Below are 15818 nucleotides of genomic sequence, written 5' to 3'. Positions count from 1 at the left end.
GGTGCGCCCGGCCGCCCCGGCCGAGATGAAGCTGACCTCGGACATGGACAAGGTCATCGCCGGCCAGGAAGACCTCGCCTATGAGATGGCGCTGGAGGTCATGCCCGACTTCACCCCGACCGACATCAAGAAGCTGAAGCTCGAACGCCCGACGTACGAGGCGTCCGACGCCGATCTCGACGAGGCGCTGGCCGAACTGGCCGGTCAGGCCAAGTCCTATGAGGACAAGAAGGGCAAGGCCGTGAAGGCCGCTGACGGCGACGAGGTCACGATCGACTTCCTCGGCAAGCTGGACGGCGAACCGTTCGAGGGCGGCGCCGCCGAAGACACCCAACTGGTGATCGGCTCCAACCGCTTCATCCCCGGTTTCGAAGAGCAGCTGAAGGGCGCCAAGGTGGGCGACGAGAAGGTCCTGAACGTGACCTTCCCCGAGGACTATCAGGCCAAGCATCTCGCCGGTAAGGCCGTGACCTTCGACGTCAAGGTCAAGGCCATCAAGGCCGAGGCTCCCGCCGTGGTTGACGAAGAGTTCGCCAAGCGCATCGGCATCGAGTCGCTGGACAAGCTGAAGGAGCTGCTGCGCACCAATCTGAACCAGCAGTACACCGGCGCCGCCCGCTTCAAGCTGAAGCGCGCCCTGCTGGACGCGCTGGACAAGGCCCACGAATTCCCGCTGCCGCCCAAGATGGTCGAGGCCGAGTTCGAGGGCATTTGGCAACAGGTGCAGGCCGACAAGGAAGCCGGCCGCCTGCCGGAAGAGGACGCCAAGAAGTCCGAGAAGAAGCTCAAGGACGAGTACCACAAGATCGCCGAGCGCCGCGTGCGCCTGGGTCTGGTGCTGGCAGAGATCGGCCGCGCCAACAACGTCCAGGTCACGGATCAGGAGCTGAACAACGCCATCATGAACGAGGCCCGGAACTATCCGGGCCAGGAGCGTCAGGTGCTCGACTTCTACCGTCAGAACCCGAACGCCGCCGCCCAGATGCGCGCGCCGATCTATGAGGAAAAGGTCTGCGACCTGATCTTCGATCAGGCCAAGGTGACCGACACGCCGATCACCAAGGAAGAGCTGCTCAAGGAAGACGACGACATCTAGCCCGCACCGGCTTGATGTCAGGGTGGCAGCGCTTCCCGGCATTCGTCGCCTGTGATAATCCTGTAACCCTCGGCGAACGCCGTTAGGGGGGCAGGGATGTCGATCGTCGCCGTACTGGCTGCCCTGGCGCTGCTGCAGGACCCGGTCCAGCCGGCCTCCGGCGCGCCGATCTCGGAGCAGGATCCTCCCGCCGTCGAGCTGGAAGACGTCATTGTCGAACGGCGCCGGCTGGAAGACCTGAGCCGCACCTTCGTCGATGAGGTTGGAGCCCCCGCCAGCAGACGGGGGTTGGCTCGCTGGCGCTCCCGCGTATGCGTCGGCGTGGCCGGCATCCGCCAGGATGTCGCGCAGCACATCGTGGATCATGTGTCGCGCGTCGCCATGAAGTTCGACGTGACGCCGGGGGATCCGGGTTGCCGGCCCAACGTCCTCGTCGTTTTCTCGCAGCAGGCGGGGGCGCTGAGCAACGCTCTCGTCGAGGGCCGTCCGCGAGCCTTTCACCTTGGCGTTGGCGGACTGGATCGCGGCAATGCAGCCCTGCGCGCGTTCCGCGAGTCCGACCGACCGGTCCGCTGGTGGCACGTCAGCATGCCGACCAACGCCTTTACGGGCGGGCCTGGCATCCGCATGCCCGGCGAACTGCCGCCGTATGTGGTCGGAGAGGGCATCGTCAATAAGGGCCGGTGGGTCCGGGACGACCTCAACAAGGTGATCATCGTCGTCGACGGCGATAAGGTCGATGGGGTCGGCCTGCCCCAACTGGCGGACTACATCTCCATGGTCGCGCTGGCGCAGGTCGATCCCGACGGCGACACCAGCGGCTACTCAAGCATCCTCAACCTGTTCGACGCGCCGGACGCCAGCACGGGCCTGACCGGGTGGGACACCGCCTACCTGGACGCACTCTACAGCGGGCCCTCGGAACGGATCAGCAATGGCGATCAAAGATGGCAGATGCTCCGGAACCTGCGGCTCGCGAGAGCCGCTGAAAACGATACCGGGGGCTGATTGGGAGGGCGCGGGGCCTCTACAGGTCCGTAGTCGGTCGGAACCATGGCCGCCGCGACGGCTAGCCGGACCCGGCGCGTAGAAGCCCGCCCGCATGGCCCGTCACCCTCCGAAGGGATTGGCGGACCGGCGTCCGCGCGTGTTTCGATACATTACCAACGTGAGATGAATCCGTCTTGGCCTCGCCCAAATCCGGTGCGACGTCGCGTGTTCGCTGTACGGCGAGCAGGGGGCGGTGCGCATGACGTTTCTATCTGGTGTTCTCGCGGCGTTGATGATGGCCGGGCCGCAGACCCCGCCGCCCGCTCAGACGGCCCCGCCGGTGACGCAACAGGGCGAGTCGACGGACCTCGGCGAGATCGTGGTGTCGGGCACGGCCCGCGACACTGCCTCAAGGTTCGTTGAGAACATCGGCGCGGCGCCGGCGTCCCGTCAGCTGGCGCGCTGGCCCCAGTCGGTGTGCGTCAGTGTTGCGAACCTGTCGGCGGAGCCGGCGCAGTTCCTTATCGACAGGGTTTCGCGGCTGGCCGAGGATCTTGGTTTGCGGGCGGGCGAGCCCGGCTGCACGGCGAATGTGGTCATCATCGCCACCGTTGATGCGCCGACGGTCGCCCGCGGCCTGGTGGAGCAGAACCCAAGCGCCTTCCGGCCCGGCGGGAGCGGCATGACTCTGACAAAGGCCGCGCTGGAACGGTTCATGACCGCCGAGCGGCCGGTGCGATGGTGGCACGTCAGCATCCCAACCGACTCGGAAACCGGTCAGCGCGCCGTGCGGCTGCCGGGCGAGGACGCGCCGGCGGTCAACGTGTCCCGCGCCTCGCGGCTCCGTTCGGACATCCGCGACGACCTCAACAAGGTGATCGTCATCATCGATGTGGACCGCATCGGCGCCGCCACCTTCACCCAGCTCGCGGACTACGTCGCCATGGTGGCCATGGCCCAGATCGACGCCAGCGCGTCCACCGCTGGATTGCCGACGGTGCTGAACCTGTTCAACGAGCCGCAGACGACGCCGGGCCTCAGCGACTGGGACCTCGCCTACCTCACCGCCCTCTACAAGGCCGAGCCCAACCGCAGCACCGCCCAAGGTCAGGCGGGCGACCTCACCAGCCTGATGTTGCAGGCGCGCGAGACCGGAGAGGTCGAACAGCCCTGATCACCCGCCGCCTTGCATACGCCGCCTGCGAACGCGATATCGTGTCGGAGGCGAGCGGCCGGACGAGTCGCGCCCATAACACCCGTCACCGGGGCATCCCGAGAAGGCACGAATGCGCGATCCGATCGAACTGATGAACATGAATCTCGTCCCCATGGTGGTGGAGCAGTCCAGCCGGGGCGAGCGGGCCTTCGACATCTTCTCGCGCCTGCTGCGCGAGCGGATCATCTTCCTGACCGGCCCGTTCGAGGACGGGATGGCGTCGCTGATCTGCGCCCAGCTGCTGTTCCTGGAGTCGGAGAACCCGAAGAAGGAAATCAGCATGTACATCAACAGCCCGGGCGGTCAGGTGACCTCGGCGCTCGCGATTTACGACACCATGCAATACATTCGCTCGCCGGTTTCCACCGTGTGCATGGGCATGGCCGCCTCGGCCGGTTCGCTGATCCTCGCCGCCGGCGCCGCCGGTCAGCGCGTGGCCCTGCCGAACGCCCGCATCATGGTGCACCAGCCCTCGGGCGGCTTCCGCGGCCAGGCCTCGGACATCGAGCGCCACGCCGAGGACATCCGCTACACCAAGCGCCGCCTGAACGAGATTTACGTCCACCACACCGGCCGGACCTATGAGGAGGTCGAGAAGACCCTCGATCGCGACCACTTCATGAGCGCCGAGGAATCGAAGGCGTGGGGGATCGTCGACCACGTCTACGACCGCCGCGAACAGGCCGAGAGCGACGGCGTCAAGACGCCGGGGACCTGATCGGCGCCGGAGCATGAACAGAAAGGGCGCGCCTGGACGGCGCGCCCTTTCCTTTTGTGCTATCGGGCCGGGATGCAGCACACGCGCGACACCAGCGGGACCGTCGAGGTCGACGGCGAAACCTACGAATGGGAAATCCGCCGCCAGCCCCAACCAAAGCCCGGCGGCAAATGGGACGGCATGGCCCTGAGCCTGCGGCTCAAGGACTACCAGCGCGAGGCGGTCGTGCAGTTCCCGATGCCGATGCGTCCCAACGGGCGGCCGGATCAGGAGAAGCAGCGCATCAACGTCGAGGCGGTGCGGAACGCCGTGGCCTCCGCGATGGAAGCAGGCTGGAATCCCACCTCGCGCGGCAAGGCGATGGTCTTTGACGTCGACGCCGACGGGCGCTGATCCTCAGCCCTTGAACCGGCGGAAGCCCTGTTCGGCGGCGATCTGCAGCATCTCGGCGTCGCCCGAGGTGTCACCGTATGCCGCGGCCAGCCGGATGTCGTCGCCGTAGGCGGCCCGCAGCCGGCGCACCTTTTCCTCGCCTCGGCAGTTGGGGCCGGCGAACGCCCCGGTGACGCGGTCCTGATCGTCGAACACGAGCTGCGTCCCAAGCAGCGCTTCGGCCCCGAGACGACGGGCGAATGGCGCGACGGTCGTTTCAGGGCTGGCAGTCACAATTACCCTGTACGCGCCTTTCGCCCCCCAATCGTTCCAGCAGGCGAGGGCGTCGTAGCGCATGAAGCCCGGCCAGACCTGCCCGGCGTAGGCCTCGGCGTCCTGCTCCAGCTGCACGCGCGGCACGCCCTTCAGAAACTCCCGCACCGAAGCGGCCTTGATCCGCCCCCGGTCCCGGTCGCGCGCGTAGTTCGCCATGGCCGGAGCCAGCTTCGCCAGCCCCAGGAACCAGCCGCCGTCGCCCGTCCGCCAGCGCAGGAACGCGGTGAAACTGTCACGAACCGTCAGGGTCCCGTCGAAATCGAAGGCGACGATGGCCTGATCCTTGCGAGGCGGCTGGCCAAACCCCGGGTGGCTTCCCATGTCAGACATTCGCCGCGATCTCCATCAACAGTGAACCGTCCGCTTCCGTTTGCGGCCACGCTTCGGCGGGGTTGTGGCGGGCGGCGGGATGGGTGATTGTCAATTTTTGAAGACCTTTGCGCCCATTTCTCGGGAATCAACGCGAAGGATGCGCGTTAGCCCCATATCGGGGCGAACCGCGGGAGTGAGAAGGCTCTATGACCAAAGCCGCCGGCACGGACGCCAAAAGCACGCTCTACTGCTCGTTCTGCGGGAAGAGCCAGCATGAGGTCCGCAAGCTCATCGCCGGGCCGACCGTCTTCATCTGCGATGAATGCGTCGAACTCTGCATGGATATCATCCGTGAAGAGCACAAGATTTCCTTCTCCAAGGCCAAGGACGGCGTGCCCTCGCCCAAGGAGATCCGCGAGGTTCTCGATGACTATGTGATCGGTCAGTCGCACGCCAAGAAGGTGCTGAGCGTCGCCGTCCACAACCACTACAAGCGTCTGAACCACGCGACGAAGAACAACGACGTCGAACTGGCCAAGTCGAACATCATGCTGATCGGGCCGACAGGCTCGGGCAAGACGCTGCTGGCCCAGACGCTGGCGCGCATCATCGACGTCCCCTTCACCATGGCCGACGCCACGACCCTGACCGAAGCCGGTTACGTCGGCGAGGACGTCGAGAACATCATCCTGAAGCTGCTCCAGGCGTCGGACTACAACGTCGAGCGGGCCCAGCGCGGCATCGTCTACATCGACGAGATCGACAAGATTTCGCGCAAGTCTGACAACCCCTCGATCACCCGCGACGTCTCGGGCGAGGGCGTGCAGCAGGCGCTGCTGAAGATCATGGAAGGCACCGTCGCCTCCGTGCCTCCGCAGGGCGGCCGCAAGCACCCGCAGCAGGAGTTCCTGCAGGTCGACACCGCCAACATCCTGTTCATCGTCGGCGGCGCCTTCGCGGGGCTGGAGAAGGTGATCGCGGCGCGCGGCGACGGCGCCTCGATCGGCTTCGGAGCCAAGGTCAAGGAGATCGACGAGCGCCGCACGGGCGACATCCTCAAGGGCGTCGAGCCGGACGATTTGATGCGCTTCGGCCTGATCCCCGAGTTCATCGGCCGCCTGCCCGTGCTCGCGACGCTGGAGGACCTCGACGAACCGGCGCTGGTCACCATCCTGACCGAACCCAAGAACGCGCTGGTCAAGCAGTACAAGCGCCTGTTCGAGATGGAGAACGTGGACCTGACCTTCACCGACGACGCGCTCATCGCCGTCGCCAAGAAGGCCATCACTCGCAAGACCGGCGCCCGCGGTCTGCGCTCCATCCTGGAAGGCATCCTGCTGGAGACCATGTTCGAGCTCCCCACCTTCGAGGGTGTGGAAGAGGTCGTGGTCAACGCCGAGGTGATCGAGGGCAAGGCCCAGCCGCTGCTGATCTACTCCGAGACCAAGTCGAAGAAGGCCGCGCCGGACAGCGCCGCCTGATCCAGGTCAGTCCGTCCCCGTCTTGAAATGCGGGGCCGAGACCGGCTTCGACTCGGGCGAGCCCTTCTCGCGCAGGAAGATCGCCAATACGATCAGCACGGCGGTCGACAGGAACTCGCTCTGCCAGTTCTGGAAGCTCTCGAACCAGAACTGCGCTTCGCCCAGGTGATCCATGAGCGAGGCGGCCGGTTCGCCATGCGCGTCGGCCTGTTCGGCGGCGTGTCGCGCGCTGTTGATCCAGTGAAGGCCGAAAGAGACCAGGAAGAGGATCAGCAGCGCCAGGCCGAGCGAGTGCGAGTACAGCGACCGGACCCAGCCGCCCATTCGGACGGGCAGGGGCGCGTCGGCCCTGTCCTGGTCCAGCGCCGGGTCGCGATCCTCCGGCGAATCCTCATCAAGGTCTTTGGATTCGGGAGAGCCCTTCTGCATCAGGTAGGCCGTCAGCATGACGAAAGCCCACATCTGGAGGAACTCGCTCTCCCAGTTCTCGAACAGACTGGAGAGGAAGGCCCCACTGGCCAGATAGGGCAGAAGCGTCGTCAGGGACTCGCCATGCTGAACCCGCTCCGCGTTCTCCGCCGCGAAACCCGTGAAGGCCTGCCCGAACAGGCTCATGCCGAAAAGCGACGCGAGGACGAGGGTCAGGCCGTTGTTTCTCAGGAACCGGTTCAAGCGATCACCTCCTGAAGTGCCCAACGGCTCCGCTTGGCGCCCCGTTCCGCATGCAGGCTTTCCACTGCGGCGGGGGCGCCACAGGACCTCAAGGGCGCCGTTTTCGCCGCAGCCGAGCCGCCACGGCGGGCCCGTGCGCATCCGGCTGTTCTGTTGGTCGGACGGTGCAGCGTGACCGGCGCTGAGCGACGGGTGTGGAGCGTATGGCGGCCACGCTTGAACCTTTTCGCGGCGCAACCACATACTCATCCGAACGCCGTCGGAATCGACGGACCGCATCGGCCGGCCCGGCATAGCGCCACGGTCTCCGCTGCGGTGGGCCGGAGATGTACGAAGGCCCAGGAGTTGCATCATGTCCGAGACAAAAATCCTGCCCGTCCTGCCGCTGAGAGACATCGTGGTCTTTCCGCACATGGTCGTGCCGCTGTTCGTGGGCCGCGAGAAGTCCGTGAAGGCGCTCGACGAGATCATGAAGGGTGAGAAGCAGATCCTGCTCGCCACCCAGAAGAACAGCGTCGACGACGATCCGTCGGCCGACGCCATCTATCCGGTCGGCGTGCTCGCCACCGTCCTGCAGCTGCTCAAACTGCCTGACGGCACCGTCAAGGTGCTGGTCGAGGGCAAGAGCCGCGCGCGCCTGACCCGCTTCACGGACCGCACCGAGTATTTCGAGGCCGAGGCCGTCGAGATCGCCGACGACATGGGCGAGCCCGCCCAGTCCGAAGCCCTGCTGCGCGCGGTGATCGAGCAGTTTGAGAACTATGTGAAGCTGAACAAGAAGGTGCCGCCCGAGGCCCTCAGTTCGATCCCCCAGATCACCGATCCGTCCAAGCTGGCGGACAGCGTCGCCGCGCACCTGTCGGTCAAGATCGCCGACAAGCAGGGCCTGCTGGAGACCATCGCCGTGCCGTCGCGGCTGGAGAAGGTCTACGGCCTGATGGAGGGCGAGATCAGCGTCCTGCAGGTCGAGAAGAAGATCCGCTCGCGCGTGAAGCGCCAGATGGAGAAGACCCAGCGCGAATACTATCTGAACGAACAGATGAAGGCGATCCAGCGTGAGCTGGGCGAGACCGACGACTCGCGCGACGAGATCATGGAGCTGGAGAAGCGCATCCGTAAGACGCGCCTGTCCAAGGAAGCTCGGATCAAGGCCGAGGCCGAGGTCAAGAAGCTCCGCAACATGAGCCCGATGTCGGCCGAGTCGACGGTGGTGCGGAACTACCTCGACTGGCTGCTGTCGATCCCGTGGGGCAAGGCCAAGACCAAGCCGATCGACCTGAACAAGGCCGAGGCCATCCTCGAGGAGGACCACTACGGCCTCGAGAAGGTCAAGGAACGGATCATCGAGTATCTGGCGGTGCAGGCGCGCACCAACAGCCTGAAGGGTCCGATCCTGTGCCTCGTCGGCCCTCCGGGCGTCGGCAAGACCTCGCTGGCCAAGTCCATCGCCAAGGCGACGGGCCGGGAATACATCCGCATGTCGCTGGGCGGCGTGCGCGACGAAGCCGAGATCCGCGGCCACCGCCGGACCTACATCGGTTCGATGCCGGGCAAGATCATCCAGTCGATGAAGAAGGTGAAGACCACCAACGCCTTCATCCTGCTGGACGAGATCGACAAGCTGGGCGCCGACTGGCGCGGCGACCCGTCCTCGGCCCTGCTGGAGGTGCTGGATCCGGCGCAGAACAACGCGTTCGGCGACCACTACCTGGAGGTCGACTACGACCTGTCCAACGTCATGTTCGTGACCACGGCCAACAGCCTGAACATGCCCCAGCCCCTGATGGACCGGATGGAGATCATCCGGGTCAGCGGCTACACCGAGGACGAGAAGGTCGAGATCGCCAAGCGGCACGTCCTGCCCAAGGTGACCGAGGAGAACGGGCTCAAGCCGGCCGAGTTCGTCGTGCCGGACGAGCAGATCCGCAACCTGATCCGCTACTACACGCGCGAAGCCGGGGTGCGGTCGCTTGAGCGGGCGCTTGGCGGTCTGGCCCGCAAGTCGGTGCGCGAGATGGCCCGCGAGAAGACCCTGTCGATCACCATCGACGAGGCCAAGCTGGCCGAGTTCGCGGGGGTTCGGAAGTTCCGCTACGGCGAGACGGACGAGGAAGATCAGGTCGGCATCGTCACCGGCCTGGCCTGGACCGAGTTCGGCGGGGAGATCCTGACCATCGAGGCGATCAAGATGCCGGGCCGCGGCCGCATGACCGTGACCGGCAACCTGAAGGAGGTGATGAAGGAGTCGATCTCCGCCGCCGCCTCCTACGTCCGGGCCCGCTCGCTCAGCATCGGCGTCAAGCCGCCGGCGTTCGAAAAGACCGACATCCACGTGCACGTGCCCGACGGCGCGACGCCCAAGGACGGCCCCTCGGCGGGCGTCGCAATGACGGTCGCGATGGTCTCCGTCCTGACCGGCATCCCGATCCGCAAGGACATCGCCATGACGGGCGAGATCACCCTGCGCGGCCGGGTCACCGCCATCGGCGGCCTGAAGGAGAAGCTGCTCGCGGCCCTCCGCTCGGGCATCAAGACGGTGCTGATCCCCGAGGAGAACGAGAAGGACCTCGCCGACGTGCCGGACAATGTGAAGGGGGCGCTGGAGATCGTCCCGATCAAGACGGCGGACGAGGCGCTGAAGTGGGCTCTGACCGGGTCCTTGACGCCGGTGGAATGGGACGAAGTGGCAGACCCGCTTCCTGCCGCCCCGCCGATCCAGGACCTCGGCACGGTTCCGGCGACGCATTAGAAAGGACCCCGCCCGGAGCGATCCGGGCGGGGTTTTTGTTTGCGCACTCTCTCGGGCCTAATCCCCGGGCTTGACCCGAGGATCAGAGGTGACGGCGCTCGGTTATCGAAGACGGCCCTGAGGCCGTAGGGGGACAGTCTACAACGGAGCACCGGACGGTCTGGCCCTCGGGCCAAGTCCGAGGGTGACCGGCCTTGGTCAGAGGCTGTCGACCATCACCAGTTCCGCATCGGACCGCGCCGTGATCGTGATCTCCGGCTCGTCCTTGATGCCGGCGCCGTCGCGGGCGTTCAGCGTCACGCCGTTGACCTCGACCGCGCCCACGGCGGGCACCAGATAGGCGCGGCGGCCTTCGGCGAGGTCGTAGCGGATCGTCTCGCCCGCCTTCAGCGTCGCGCCCAGTACGCGGGCGTCGGCGTTGATGGTCAGGGCGTCGTCCGTCGCGTCGCCCGAGGCCAGAACGGAGAAGCGGCCCGTGCGATCGGCCTTCGGAAAGGCTTTCGCGCCCCAGCGGGGGTCGGCGCCCGGCTTGTCGGTCTCGATCCAGATCTGGAATAGGGTGGTGGTCTCGTCCTCGAGGTTGAACTCGGCGTGGCGCACGCCGGTGCCCGCGCTCATCACCTGCACGTCGCCCGCGCCCGTGCGGCCGCGGTTGCCCATCGAGTCCTCGTGCGTGATGGCGCCGGTGCGGACATAGGTGATGATCTCCATGTCTGCGTGAGGATGCGGCGGAAAGCCCGACTTTGCGGCGATCTCGTCGTCGTTCCAGACACGCAGTCGGCCCCAGCTCATGCGGCTGGGGTCGCAGTAGCTGGCGAAGGAGAAGTGGTGTTTGGCCTTGAGCCAGCCGTGGTCGGCTCCGCCGAGGCTGGAGAAGGGTCTTACGTCGATCATGGGGATGCTCCCGGGAATCCGAGGGTTAGGAACCTCGCTGACGCGGATATAGTAACAGTGTGTGTGGCTGAAAAGGGGTCAGGCCACCTGCGCCCGGTGCCGCAGCATCGCGTCGGCGAGAACACAGGCCGCCATGGCCTCCACCACGGGAACGCCGCGCAGGGCGACGCAGGGGTCGTGGCGGCCGATTGTGCGCAGGTCGGTTTCGGCTCCGTCGCGCGTGATGGTCTGCTGCGGCGTCAGGATCGACGAGGTGGGCTTGAACGCAATCCGCGCGGTCAGCGGCTGCCCCGTCGAAATGCCGCCGAGAACGCCGCCCGCGTGGTTGGACAGGAAGACCGGCGAACCGTCAGGCCCCAAGCGCATCTGGTCGGCGTTGTCCTCGCCGGAGAGCTCGGCGGCCGCGAAACCGGCCCCGATCTCCACGCCCTTGACCGCGTTGATCGACATCAGGGCCGCCGCGAGTTCGGCGTCGAGCTTGCCATAGACCGGCGCGCCCCAGCCGGCGGGGACGCCCGTGACCTCCAGCGCCACGACCGCGCCTATGGACGAGCCGGCCTTGCGGACGCCGTCGAGGTAGCCCTCCCACTCAGGGACGACGGCCGCCGAGGCGGCGAAGAGGGCGTTGTCGTAGACGGCGGCGAAATCCAGCGCCTCAGGCGCGATCCGATGCGGACCCAGCTGGACCACGCCGGCGCGGATGCGGACGCCGTCTCCTAACACCTTCCTCGCCACCGCGCCGGCCGCCACGCGCATCGCCGTCTCGCGCGCTGAGGACCGGCCCCCGCCGCGATGGTCCCGGACCCCGTATTTGGCCTGATAGGTGTAGTCGGCGTGACCCGGCCGGAAGGCGCGGGCGATCTCGCCATAGTCCTTCGAGCGGGCGTCCTCGTTGTCGATCAACATGGCGATGGGGGCACCAGTGGTGACAGGGCCGTTGCCGTCGTCGAATACGCCGGACAGGATGCGGGCCGTGTCGCTCTCGCGGCGCTGGGTGACGAAGCGGCTGCCGCCCGGCTTGCGTCGGTCCAGCCACGGCTGCAGGTCGGCCTCGGTCAGCGGGATCAGCGGCGGACACCCGTCCACGACGCAGCCGATCGCCGGTCCATGACTTTCGCCCCAGGTCGTGACGCGGAACAGATGGCCGATGCTGTTGTGGGACATGGCGCGACCTAAGCCGCCAGCCGGTCCGGCGTCCAGACTCGCGTGAAGCGGATCAGAAGGTCCTCCGCCGGCGACGGCGCGTCGCAAGACGCCTCCAGCGTCACGAACAGATGCCCCTGCGGTCTCTGCCCGCGCGCCGGGAGGCCCAGGCCCTTGAGCCTGAGACGCGGCGGCTGGCAGGCGCCGACCAGCCACGCGGAGCGCGGGCCGGCGTGGGTCTCGATCTCCAGCCGCCCTCCATCCTCGAGCAGGCGGGCGGGCACGGGGCAGGTCATGTAGAGGTCGTCGCCTACGGCGCGGAGGCCGTCCGCGCCGCGGATCAGAACGGGGACAAACAGGTCGGCGCCGTCGGGGCCCGCGCCCCTCAGCCGCAGATGCTCTCCCGTGCGCATCCCCGCCGGGATCGACACCGACAGGCGTCGTGCCGCCAGCCGGACCTCCACCCGCCCGCCGTTCAGGGCCAGGTCAGGGCTGATCGCAATGGTCGGCGGCGTCGGGCTCCGGCCAACCGGGGCGGGGAGCGCCGGGGTGGGCGCGGTCTGCTGGATCAGGCGCCAGGCCGCGATCACGCGCCGGAAGCGGGCCTCGTCGCCGCCCGGCGCGTCCGGCCTCGCCGCTTTCACGGCCGCCCGGAAGGCAGCCGTCAGAGCCGGGCCCTCCGCCCGACCAGTCAGGCCGAGCAGGACGTAGGCTTCGGTCGCCGAGGCGATTTCCGGGTGAGAGCGGGCGCGCATGCCGCCACTAAGGCGCGACACATGGTCAAGGCCGGGTTAACCGTGACGCTCTCCCCAGCCGCGCCGCAACGGTCTATCAGTCCCCCTATGACCGCGCCCGTGATCCCGCCCAGCCCGTCCCGCGAGGAATATGCGGAGCACTACGCCGCCGCCCTGGCCGCCAACGGCGACGAGACCGTCTTCGACCGGCACGAGCCGATCGGGCTCTTTCTGGAGTGGCTGGCGGACGCCCGGACGACCGAGCCGAACGATCCGAACGCCATGGCCCTGTCGACCCTGGACCCTGACGGCGCGCCCGATAGCCGAATGGTCCTGCTGAAGGACGTCGACGCGCGCGGCTTCACCTTCTACTCTAACCGCGAAAGCGCCAAGGGGGAGGCGCTGGCCGCTCATCCGTCCGCCGCCCTGCTGTTTCACTGGAAGTCGCTGCGGCGGCAGGTGCGGGTGCGGGGCCGGGTGGAGCCGGTGACCCCTGCCGAAGCCGACGCCTATTTCGCCAGCCGCGCCCGCGAAAGCCGCATCGGGGCCTGGGCTTCCGCACAGTCGCGGCCGTTGCCGGACCGCCGCACACTAGAACAGGCGGTCGAGCGGGAGACCCGCCGCTTCGAAGGCGGTGAGGTGCCGCGGCCGGAGCACTGGACGGGCTGGCGCGTGGCGCCGACGCAGGTCGAGTTCTGGCGCGACCGCCCCTTCCGCTTGCACGACCGCCTCCGCTTCGACCGCTCCGCCGACGGCTGGACGAAAACCCGGCTCTGGCCCTGACCGGTCAGGCGCCGTAGCGCGCCATGAAGGTCTCGACCGCATCGGCGGCGATCTCCTCGGGATCGCGCACGGCGCGCACCTCGTCGCCGGTGACGAGGGGCATGAAGAACACCGGGTGCTCGATCATGCCCATCAGTTGACCGGCCGCCCAGGATGGGTGCGAGACGCGGAGCTCGCCGGTTTCGTCCATCTCGCGGAGCGCCTGCATCAGCACTCCGCCGAAGTCGCTCTTGCCGCGGTCGAAGAAACGCATGGCGACGTCGCGGAAGCGCGGGCGCTCGGCCATGACCAGCCGGAACACCGAGCGGATGAAGGGATCGCTCATGAATCGCGCGTAGGCGGTGGCGAAATGCGTCAGCCGTTCGGGGGCTGGGCCGCCGGCGGAGCGGACGTGGCCCATCAGCCGCTGGAAGTCGTCAGCGGCGTCTTCGATCACAGCAGCGAACAGCTCGGCCTTGCCTTCGAACACGGCGTAGAGGGTCGCGGTCGATACCCCCGCCTCGCGGGCGATCGGCTCCATCTTGGCGCCCGCGAAGCCGTCCCTGACGAAGGCCCGCCGCGCGTGCTTCAGGATCGCCGCTCGCTTCGGATCGGAAAATCGAGGCTGGTCCGCAGGGACTTGCATGGGAATTCGCCGCTCTCTGAAACCCGAAGGTGAGCCCCGCTCGCCCATCGGGCAAGAGGAACCTCAGCGGGCGAGCAATGGAGCCAACAGCGGGTGTGCGAGCACCGGCGCTGCCAGCCGGATGACCACTTCCGGGTCCTCGAGCCGGACGGCGGCGGTGGCGTCGGCGACGACGAAGTCCGCGTTGACCCGCGAGGGCTCTGTCAGCCGCTCGTGGCCCGGGCGGACGGTCGCCAGATACTGGTCGATCACAGAACCCGCCGTCCGGCCCCGCTCAGCCTGGTCCCGAAGCAGACGGCGGATGAAGCGGATGTCGGCGGGTGTGTCGACGAACACCCTGATGTCGAACAGCGTCGTCAGGTCCGGCGTGCACAGCACATGGGTGCCCTCGACGATGACGACTTCCGCGGCGTGAACGGCCTCTCCGCCCGGCTCCCGGCCGTGGTGGATGAAGGAATAGATTGGGGCGACGATGTCCTCGCCCGCCTTGAGCCGGCGCAGGTCGCGGATCATCAGCTCGTGATCGCGCGCGGCGACGTCATCGAAATCGAAGGTCGCGGGATCGAAATCCGGAAGGCTCGCCGCATCGCGATAGTAGGCGTCCTCGCGCAGAAGCACGGCGGCGCCGGGGGGGAGGGCGTCGACCAGCGCCTCGGCCAGGGTGCTCTTCCCGGAGCCCGAGCCTCCGGTGATGGCGATCAGGATGGGCATGGCGCCGCTTCTAGTGCGGCGGCGGCCCGTTCGCCAGCCGTGACCGGCCTCAGGCTGACGCCGCGTCACGTTGCTTATCCCCGAACGCGCCGATAGCGTGACGCCAAGCGCCTCGCAAAGCAGGCGCACGCTTGAGGGACGCCATGCTCGGATTGATGCAGGACTGGCCGTTGACGGTCGACAAGATCCTCGACCACGCGAAGAACTGGCATGGCCACCGGGAAGTCGTGACCCGGTCGGTCGAAGGGCCGATCGTGCGGGCGACCTACGCCGAGATCCACGCCCGGGCCAAGCGGGTGTCCAGTGTGCTGCAAGGATGGGACATTCAGGTCGGCGACCGGATCGCGACCCTGGCGTGGAACTCCGGCCGGCACATGGAGGTCTGGTACGGGATCATGGGCGTCGGCGCGGTCTGCCACACGCTCAATCCGCGCCTGTTTCCCGAGCAGCTGATCTACATCATCAACCATGCGGGAGACCGCGTGATCTTCGTCGACCTTACGTTCGTGCCGCTGCTGCAGGCCATCCTGCCGCACTGCCCGACCGTCGAGCGAGTCGTCGTCATGACCGACGACGCCCACATGCCCGACGCCAAGCTGCCGGGCATGGAGTGCTACGAATCCCTCTTGGCCGGCGCGTCCGAAGACATCGAATGGGGCGGGTTCGACGAGCAGACAGCCTGCGGCCTCTGCTACACCTCGGGCACGACCGGAAATCCGAAGGGGGTGCTGTATTCGCACCGCTCCAACTTCATCCACACGCTGCTGGGGATGCAGTCGACCGTGCTGGGGCCGTCGCCGAAAGAGGTGATCCTGCCGGTGGTGCCGATGTTCCACGCCAACGCATGGGGCATCGCCTTCGCGGGTCCCGCCTCGGGCGCCAAGCTGGTCATGCCCGGCGCGCGGATGGACGGCGCGGCGATCTACGAACTGATCGAGAGCGAGGGCGTCACCTTCTCGGCCGCCGTGCCGACGGTGTGGCAGGGG

General features: G+C 67.4%; 16 protein-coding genes. 9 read left to right on the top strand and 7 right to left on the bottom strand.

Going from position 1 to position 15818, the window contains the following annotated elements; genetic code table 11:
* From tig to VGB60_RS01875, 5 genes are all read left to right on the top strand, one after another.
* A partial coding sequence (gene tig, locus VGB60_RS01895; RefSeq protein WP_331036588.1) for a trigger factor occupies positions 1 to 1096 on the top strand: 1096 nt, incomplete at its 5' end.
* 96 nt (positions 1097 to 1192) lie between these two features.
* Complete coding sequence (locus VGB60_RS01890; protein WP_331036587.1) at positions 1193 to 2104, top strand: hypothetical protein; 912 nt, start codon at positions 1193 to 1195, stop codon at positions 2102 to 2104.
* Positions 2105 to 2345: 241 nt separating this feature from the next.
* On the top strand, positions 2346 to 3260 hold the full coding sequence (locus VGB60_RS01885) for a hypothetical protein (protein WP_331036586.1): 915 nt from the start codon (positions 2346 to 2348) through the stop codon (positions 3258 to 3260).
* A 112-nt stretch (positions 3261 to 3372) separates the two neighbouring features.
* On the top strand, positions 3373 to 4020 hold the full coding sequence (locus VGB60_RS01880; protein ID WP_331036585.1) for an ATP-dependent Clp protease proteolytic subunit: 648 nt from the start codon (positions 3373 to 3375) through the stop codon (positions 4018 to 4020).
* A 72-nt stretch (positions 4021 to 4092) separates the two neighbouring features.
* Positions 4093 to 4413 carry a hypothetical protein gene (locus VGB60_RS01875; RefSeq protein WP_331036584.1) on the top strand — a complete coding sequence of 107 codons (321 nt, stop codon included), beginning with the start codon at positions 4093 to 4095 and terminating at the stop codon, positions 4411 to 4413.
* A gap of 3 nt (positions 4414 to 4416) precedes the next feature.
* On the opposite strand, the gene VGB60_RS01870 is transcribed toward VGB60_RS01875, so the two are convergent.
* On the bottom strand, positions 4417 to 5058 hold the full coding sequence (locus VGB60_RS01870) for an HAD-IB family hydrolase (protein ID WP_331036583.1): 642 nt from the start codon (positions 5056 to 5058) through the stop codon (positions 4417 to 4419).
* Between the two features lie 188 nt (positions 5059 to 5246).
* Here VGB60_RS01870 and clpX point away from each other — a divergent pair, with 188 nt between their 5' ends.
* The gene (gene clpX / locus VGB60_RS01865) at positions 5247 to 6521 is read left to right on the top strand and encodes an ATP-dependent Clp protease ATP-binding subunit ClpX (protein ID WP_292097133.1); all 1275 of its coding nucleotides are present in this window, start codon (positions 5247 to 5249) and stop codon (positions 6519 to 6521) included.
* 6 nt (positions 6522 to 6527) lie between these two features.
* On the opposite strand, the gene VGB60_RS01860 is transcribed toward clpX, so the two are convergent.
* Complete coding sequence (locus VGB60_RS01860; protein ID WP_331036582.1) at positions 6528 to 7193, bottom strand: DUF6766 family protein; 666 nt, start codon at positions 7191 to 7193, stop codon at positions 6528 to 6530.
* 352 nt (positions 7194 to 7545) lie between these two features.
* Here VGB60_RS01860 and lon point away from each other — a divergent pair, with 352 nt between their 5' ends.
* The gene (gene lon / locus VGB60_RS01855) at positions 7546 to 9942 is read left to right on the top strand and encodes an endopeptidase La (protein ID WP_331036581.1); all 2397 of its coding nucleotides are present in this window, start codon (positions 7546 to 7548) and stop codon (positions 9940 to 9942) included.
* Between the two features lie 198 nt (positions 9943 to 10140).
* Here lon and VGB60_RS01850 read toward each other — a convergent pair whose 3' ends face one another.
* The 3 genes from VGB60_RS01850 to VGB60_RS01840 form a co-directional block, all read right to left on the bottom strand.
* Positions 10141 to 10836, bottom strand: coding sequence for a pirin family protein (locus VGB60_RS01850; protein ID WP_331036580.1), 696 nt, complete (start codon positions 10834 to 10836; stop codon positions 10141 to 10143).
* A 78-nt stretch (positions 10837 to 10914) separates the two neighbouring features.
* A complete protein-coding gene (gene aroC, locus VGB60_RS01845; RefSeq protein WP_331036579.1) occupies positions 10915 to 12000 on the bottom strand; it encodes a chorismate synthase in 1086 nt (361 codons plus the stop codon).
* An 8-nt stretch (positions 12001 to 12008) separates the two neighbouring features.
* Positions 12009 to 12734 (bottom strand): DnaJ C-terminal domain-containing protein, encoded by a 726-nt coding sequence (locus tag VGB60_RS01840; protein WP_331036578.1) that lies wholly within the window; start codon positions 12732 to 12734, stop codon positions 12009 to 12011.
* An 87-nt stretch (positions 12735 to 12821) separates the two neighbouring features.
* Between VGB60_RS01840 and pdxH the strand changes: the two genes are divergently transcribed.
* On the top strand, positions 12822 to 13496 hold the full coding sequence (pdxH, locus tag VGB60_RS01835) for a pyridoxamine 5'-phosphate oxidase (RefSeq protein WP_331036577.1): 675 nt from the start codon (positions 12822 to 12824) through the stop codon (positions 13494 to 13496).
* Between the two features lie 4 nt (positions 13497 to 13500).
* Here the strand turns inward: pdxH and VGB60_RS01830 are convergent, their stop codons facing one another.
* Together VGB60_RS01830 and udk are read right to left on the bottom strand one after the other, a co-directional pair.
* Positions 13501 to 14121, bottom strand: a complete 621-nt coding sequence (locus tag VGB60_RS01830) for a TetR/AcrR family transcriptional regulator (protein WP_331036576.1) — start codon at positions 14119 to 14121, stop codon at positions 13501 to 13503.
* 63 nt (positions 14122 to 14184) lie between these two features.
* Positions 14185 to 14832 carry a uridine kinase gene (gene udk / locus VGB60_RS01825; RefSeq protein ID WP_331036575.1) on the bottom strand — a complete coding sequence of 216 codons (648 nt, stop codon included), beginning with the start codon at positions 14830 to 14832 and terminating at the stop codon, positions 14185 to 14187.
* Positions 14833 to 14975: 143 nt separating this feature from the next.
* On the opposite strand from udk, the gene VGB60_RS01820 reads away from it, so the two are divergent.
* On the top strand, positions 14976 to 15818 hold an 843-nt coding region (locus VGB60_RS01820; protein ID WP_331036589.1), incomplete at its 3' end, for an AMP-binding protein.

It is taken from the genome of Brevundimonas sp. (assembly GCF_036399195.1).
Classification (GTDB): domain Bacteria; phylum Pseudomonadota; class Alphaproteobacteria; order Caulobacterales; family Caulobacteraceae; genus Brevundimonas.
Note: the sequence above shows the minus strand (reverse complement) of the source record. Positions and strands in the feature narration are given on the sequence as shown.

Excerpts from the sequence above, each read along its gene's own strand:
- VGB60_RS01880 (WP_331036585.1), top strand. The coding sequence starts at position 3,373 with ATGCGCGATCCGATCGAACTGATGAACATGAATCTCGTCCCCATGGTG.
- udk (WP_331036575.1), bottom strand. The coding sequence starts at position 14,832 with ATGCCCATCCTGATCGCCATCACCGGAGGCTCGGGCTCCGGGAAGAGC.
- VGB60_RS01885 (WP_331036586.1), top strand. The coding sequence starts at position 2,346 with ATGACGTTTCTATCTGGTGTTCTCGCGGCGTTGATGATGGCCGGGCCG.
- aroC (WP_331036579.1), bottom strand. The coding sequence starts at position 12,000 with ATGTCCCACAACAGCATCGGCCATCTGTTCCGCGTCACGACCTGGGGC.
- VGB60_RS01830 (WP_331036576.1), bottom strand. The coding sequence starts at position 14,121 with ATGCAAGTCCCTGCGGACCAGCCTCGATTTTCCGATCCGAAGCGAGCG.
- clpX (WP_292097133.1), top strand. The coding sequence starts at position 5,247 with ATGACCAAAGCCGCCGGCACGGACGCCAAAAGCACGCTCTACTGCTCG.
- VGB60_RS01840 (WP_331036578.1), bottom strand. The coding sequence starts at position 12,734 with ATGCGCGCCCGCTCTCACCCGGAAATCGCCTCGGCGACCGAAGCCTAC.
- VGB60_RS01875 (WP_331036584.1), top strand. The coding sequence starts at position 4,093 with ATGCAGCACACGCGCGACACCAGCGGGACCGTCGAGGTCGACGGCGAA.
- VGB60_RS01890 (WP_331036587.1), top strand. The coding sequence starts at position 1,193 with ATGTCGATCGTCGCCGTACTGGCTGCCCTGGCGCTGCTGCAGGACCCG.
- lon (WP_331036581.1), top strand. The coding sequence starts at position 7,546 with ATGTCCGAGACAAAAATCCTGCCCGTCCTGCCGCTGAGAGACATCGTG.
- VGB60_RS01870 (WP_331036583.1), bottom strand. The coding sequence starts at position 5,058 with ATGTCTGACATGGGAAGCCACCCGGGGTTTGGCCAGCCGCCTCGCAAG.
- VGB60_RS01850 (WP_331036580.1), bottom strand. The coding sequence starts at position 10,836 with ATGATCGACGTAAGACCCTTCTCCAGCCTCGGCGGAGCCGACCACGGC.
- pdxH (WP_331036577.1), top strand. The coding sequence starts at position 12,822 with ATGACCGCGCCCGTGATCCCGCCCAGCCCGTCCCGCGAGGAATATGCG.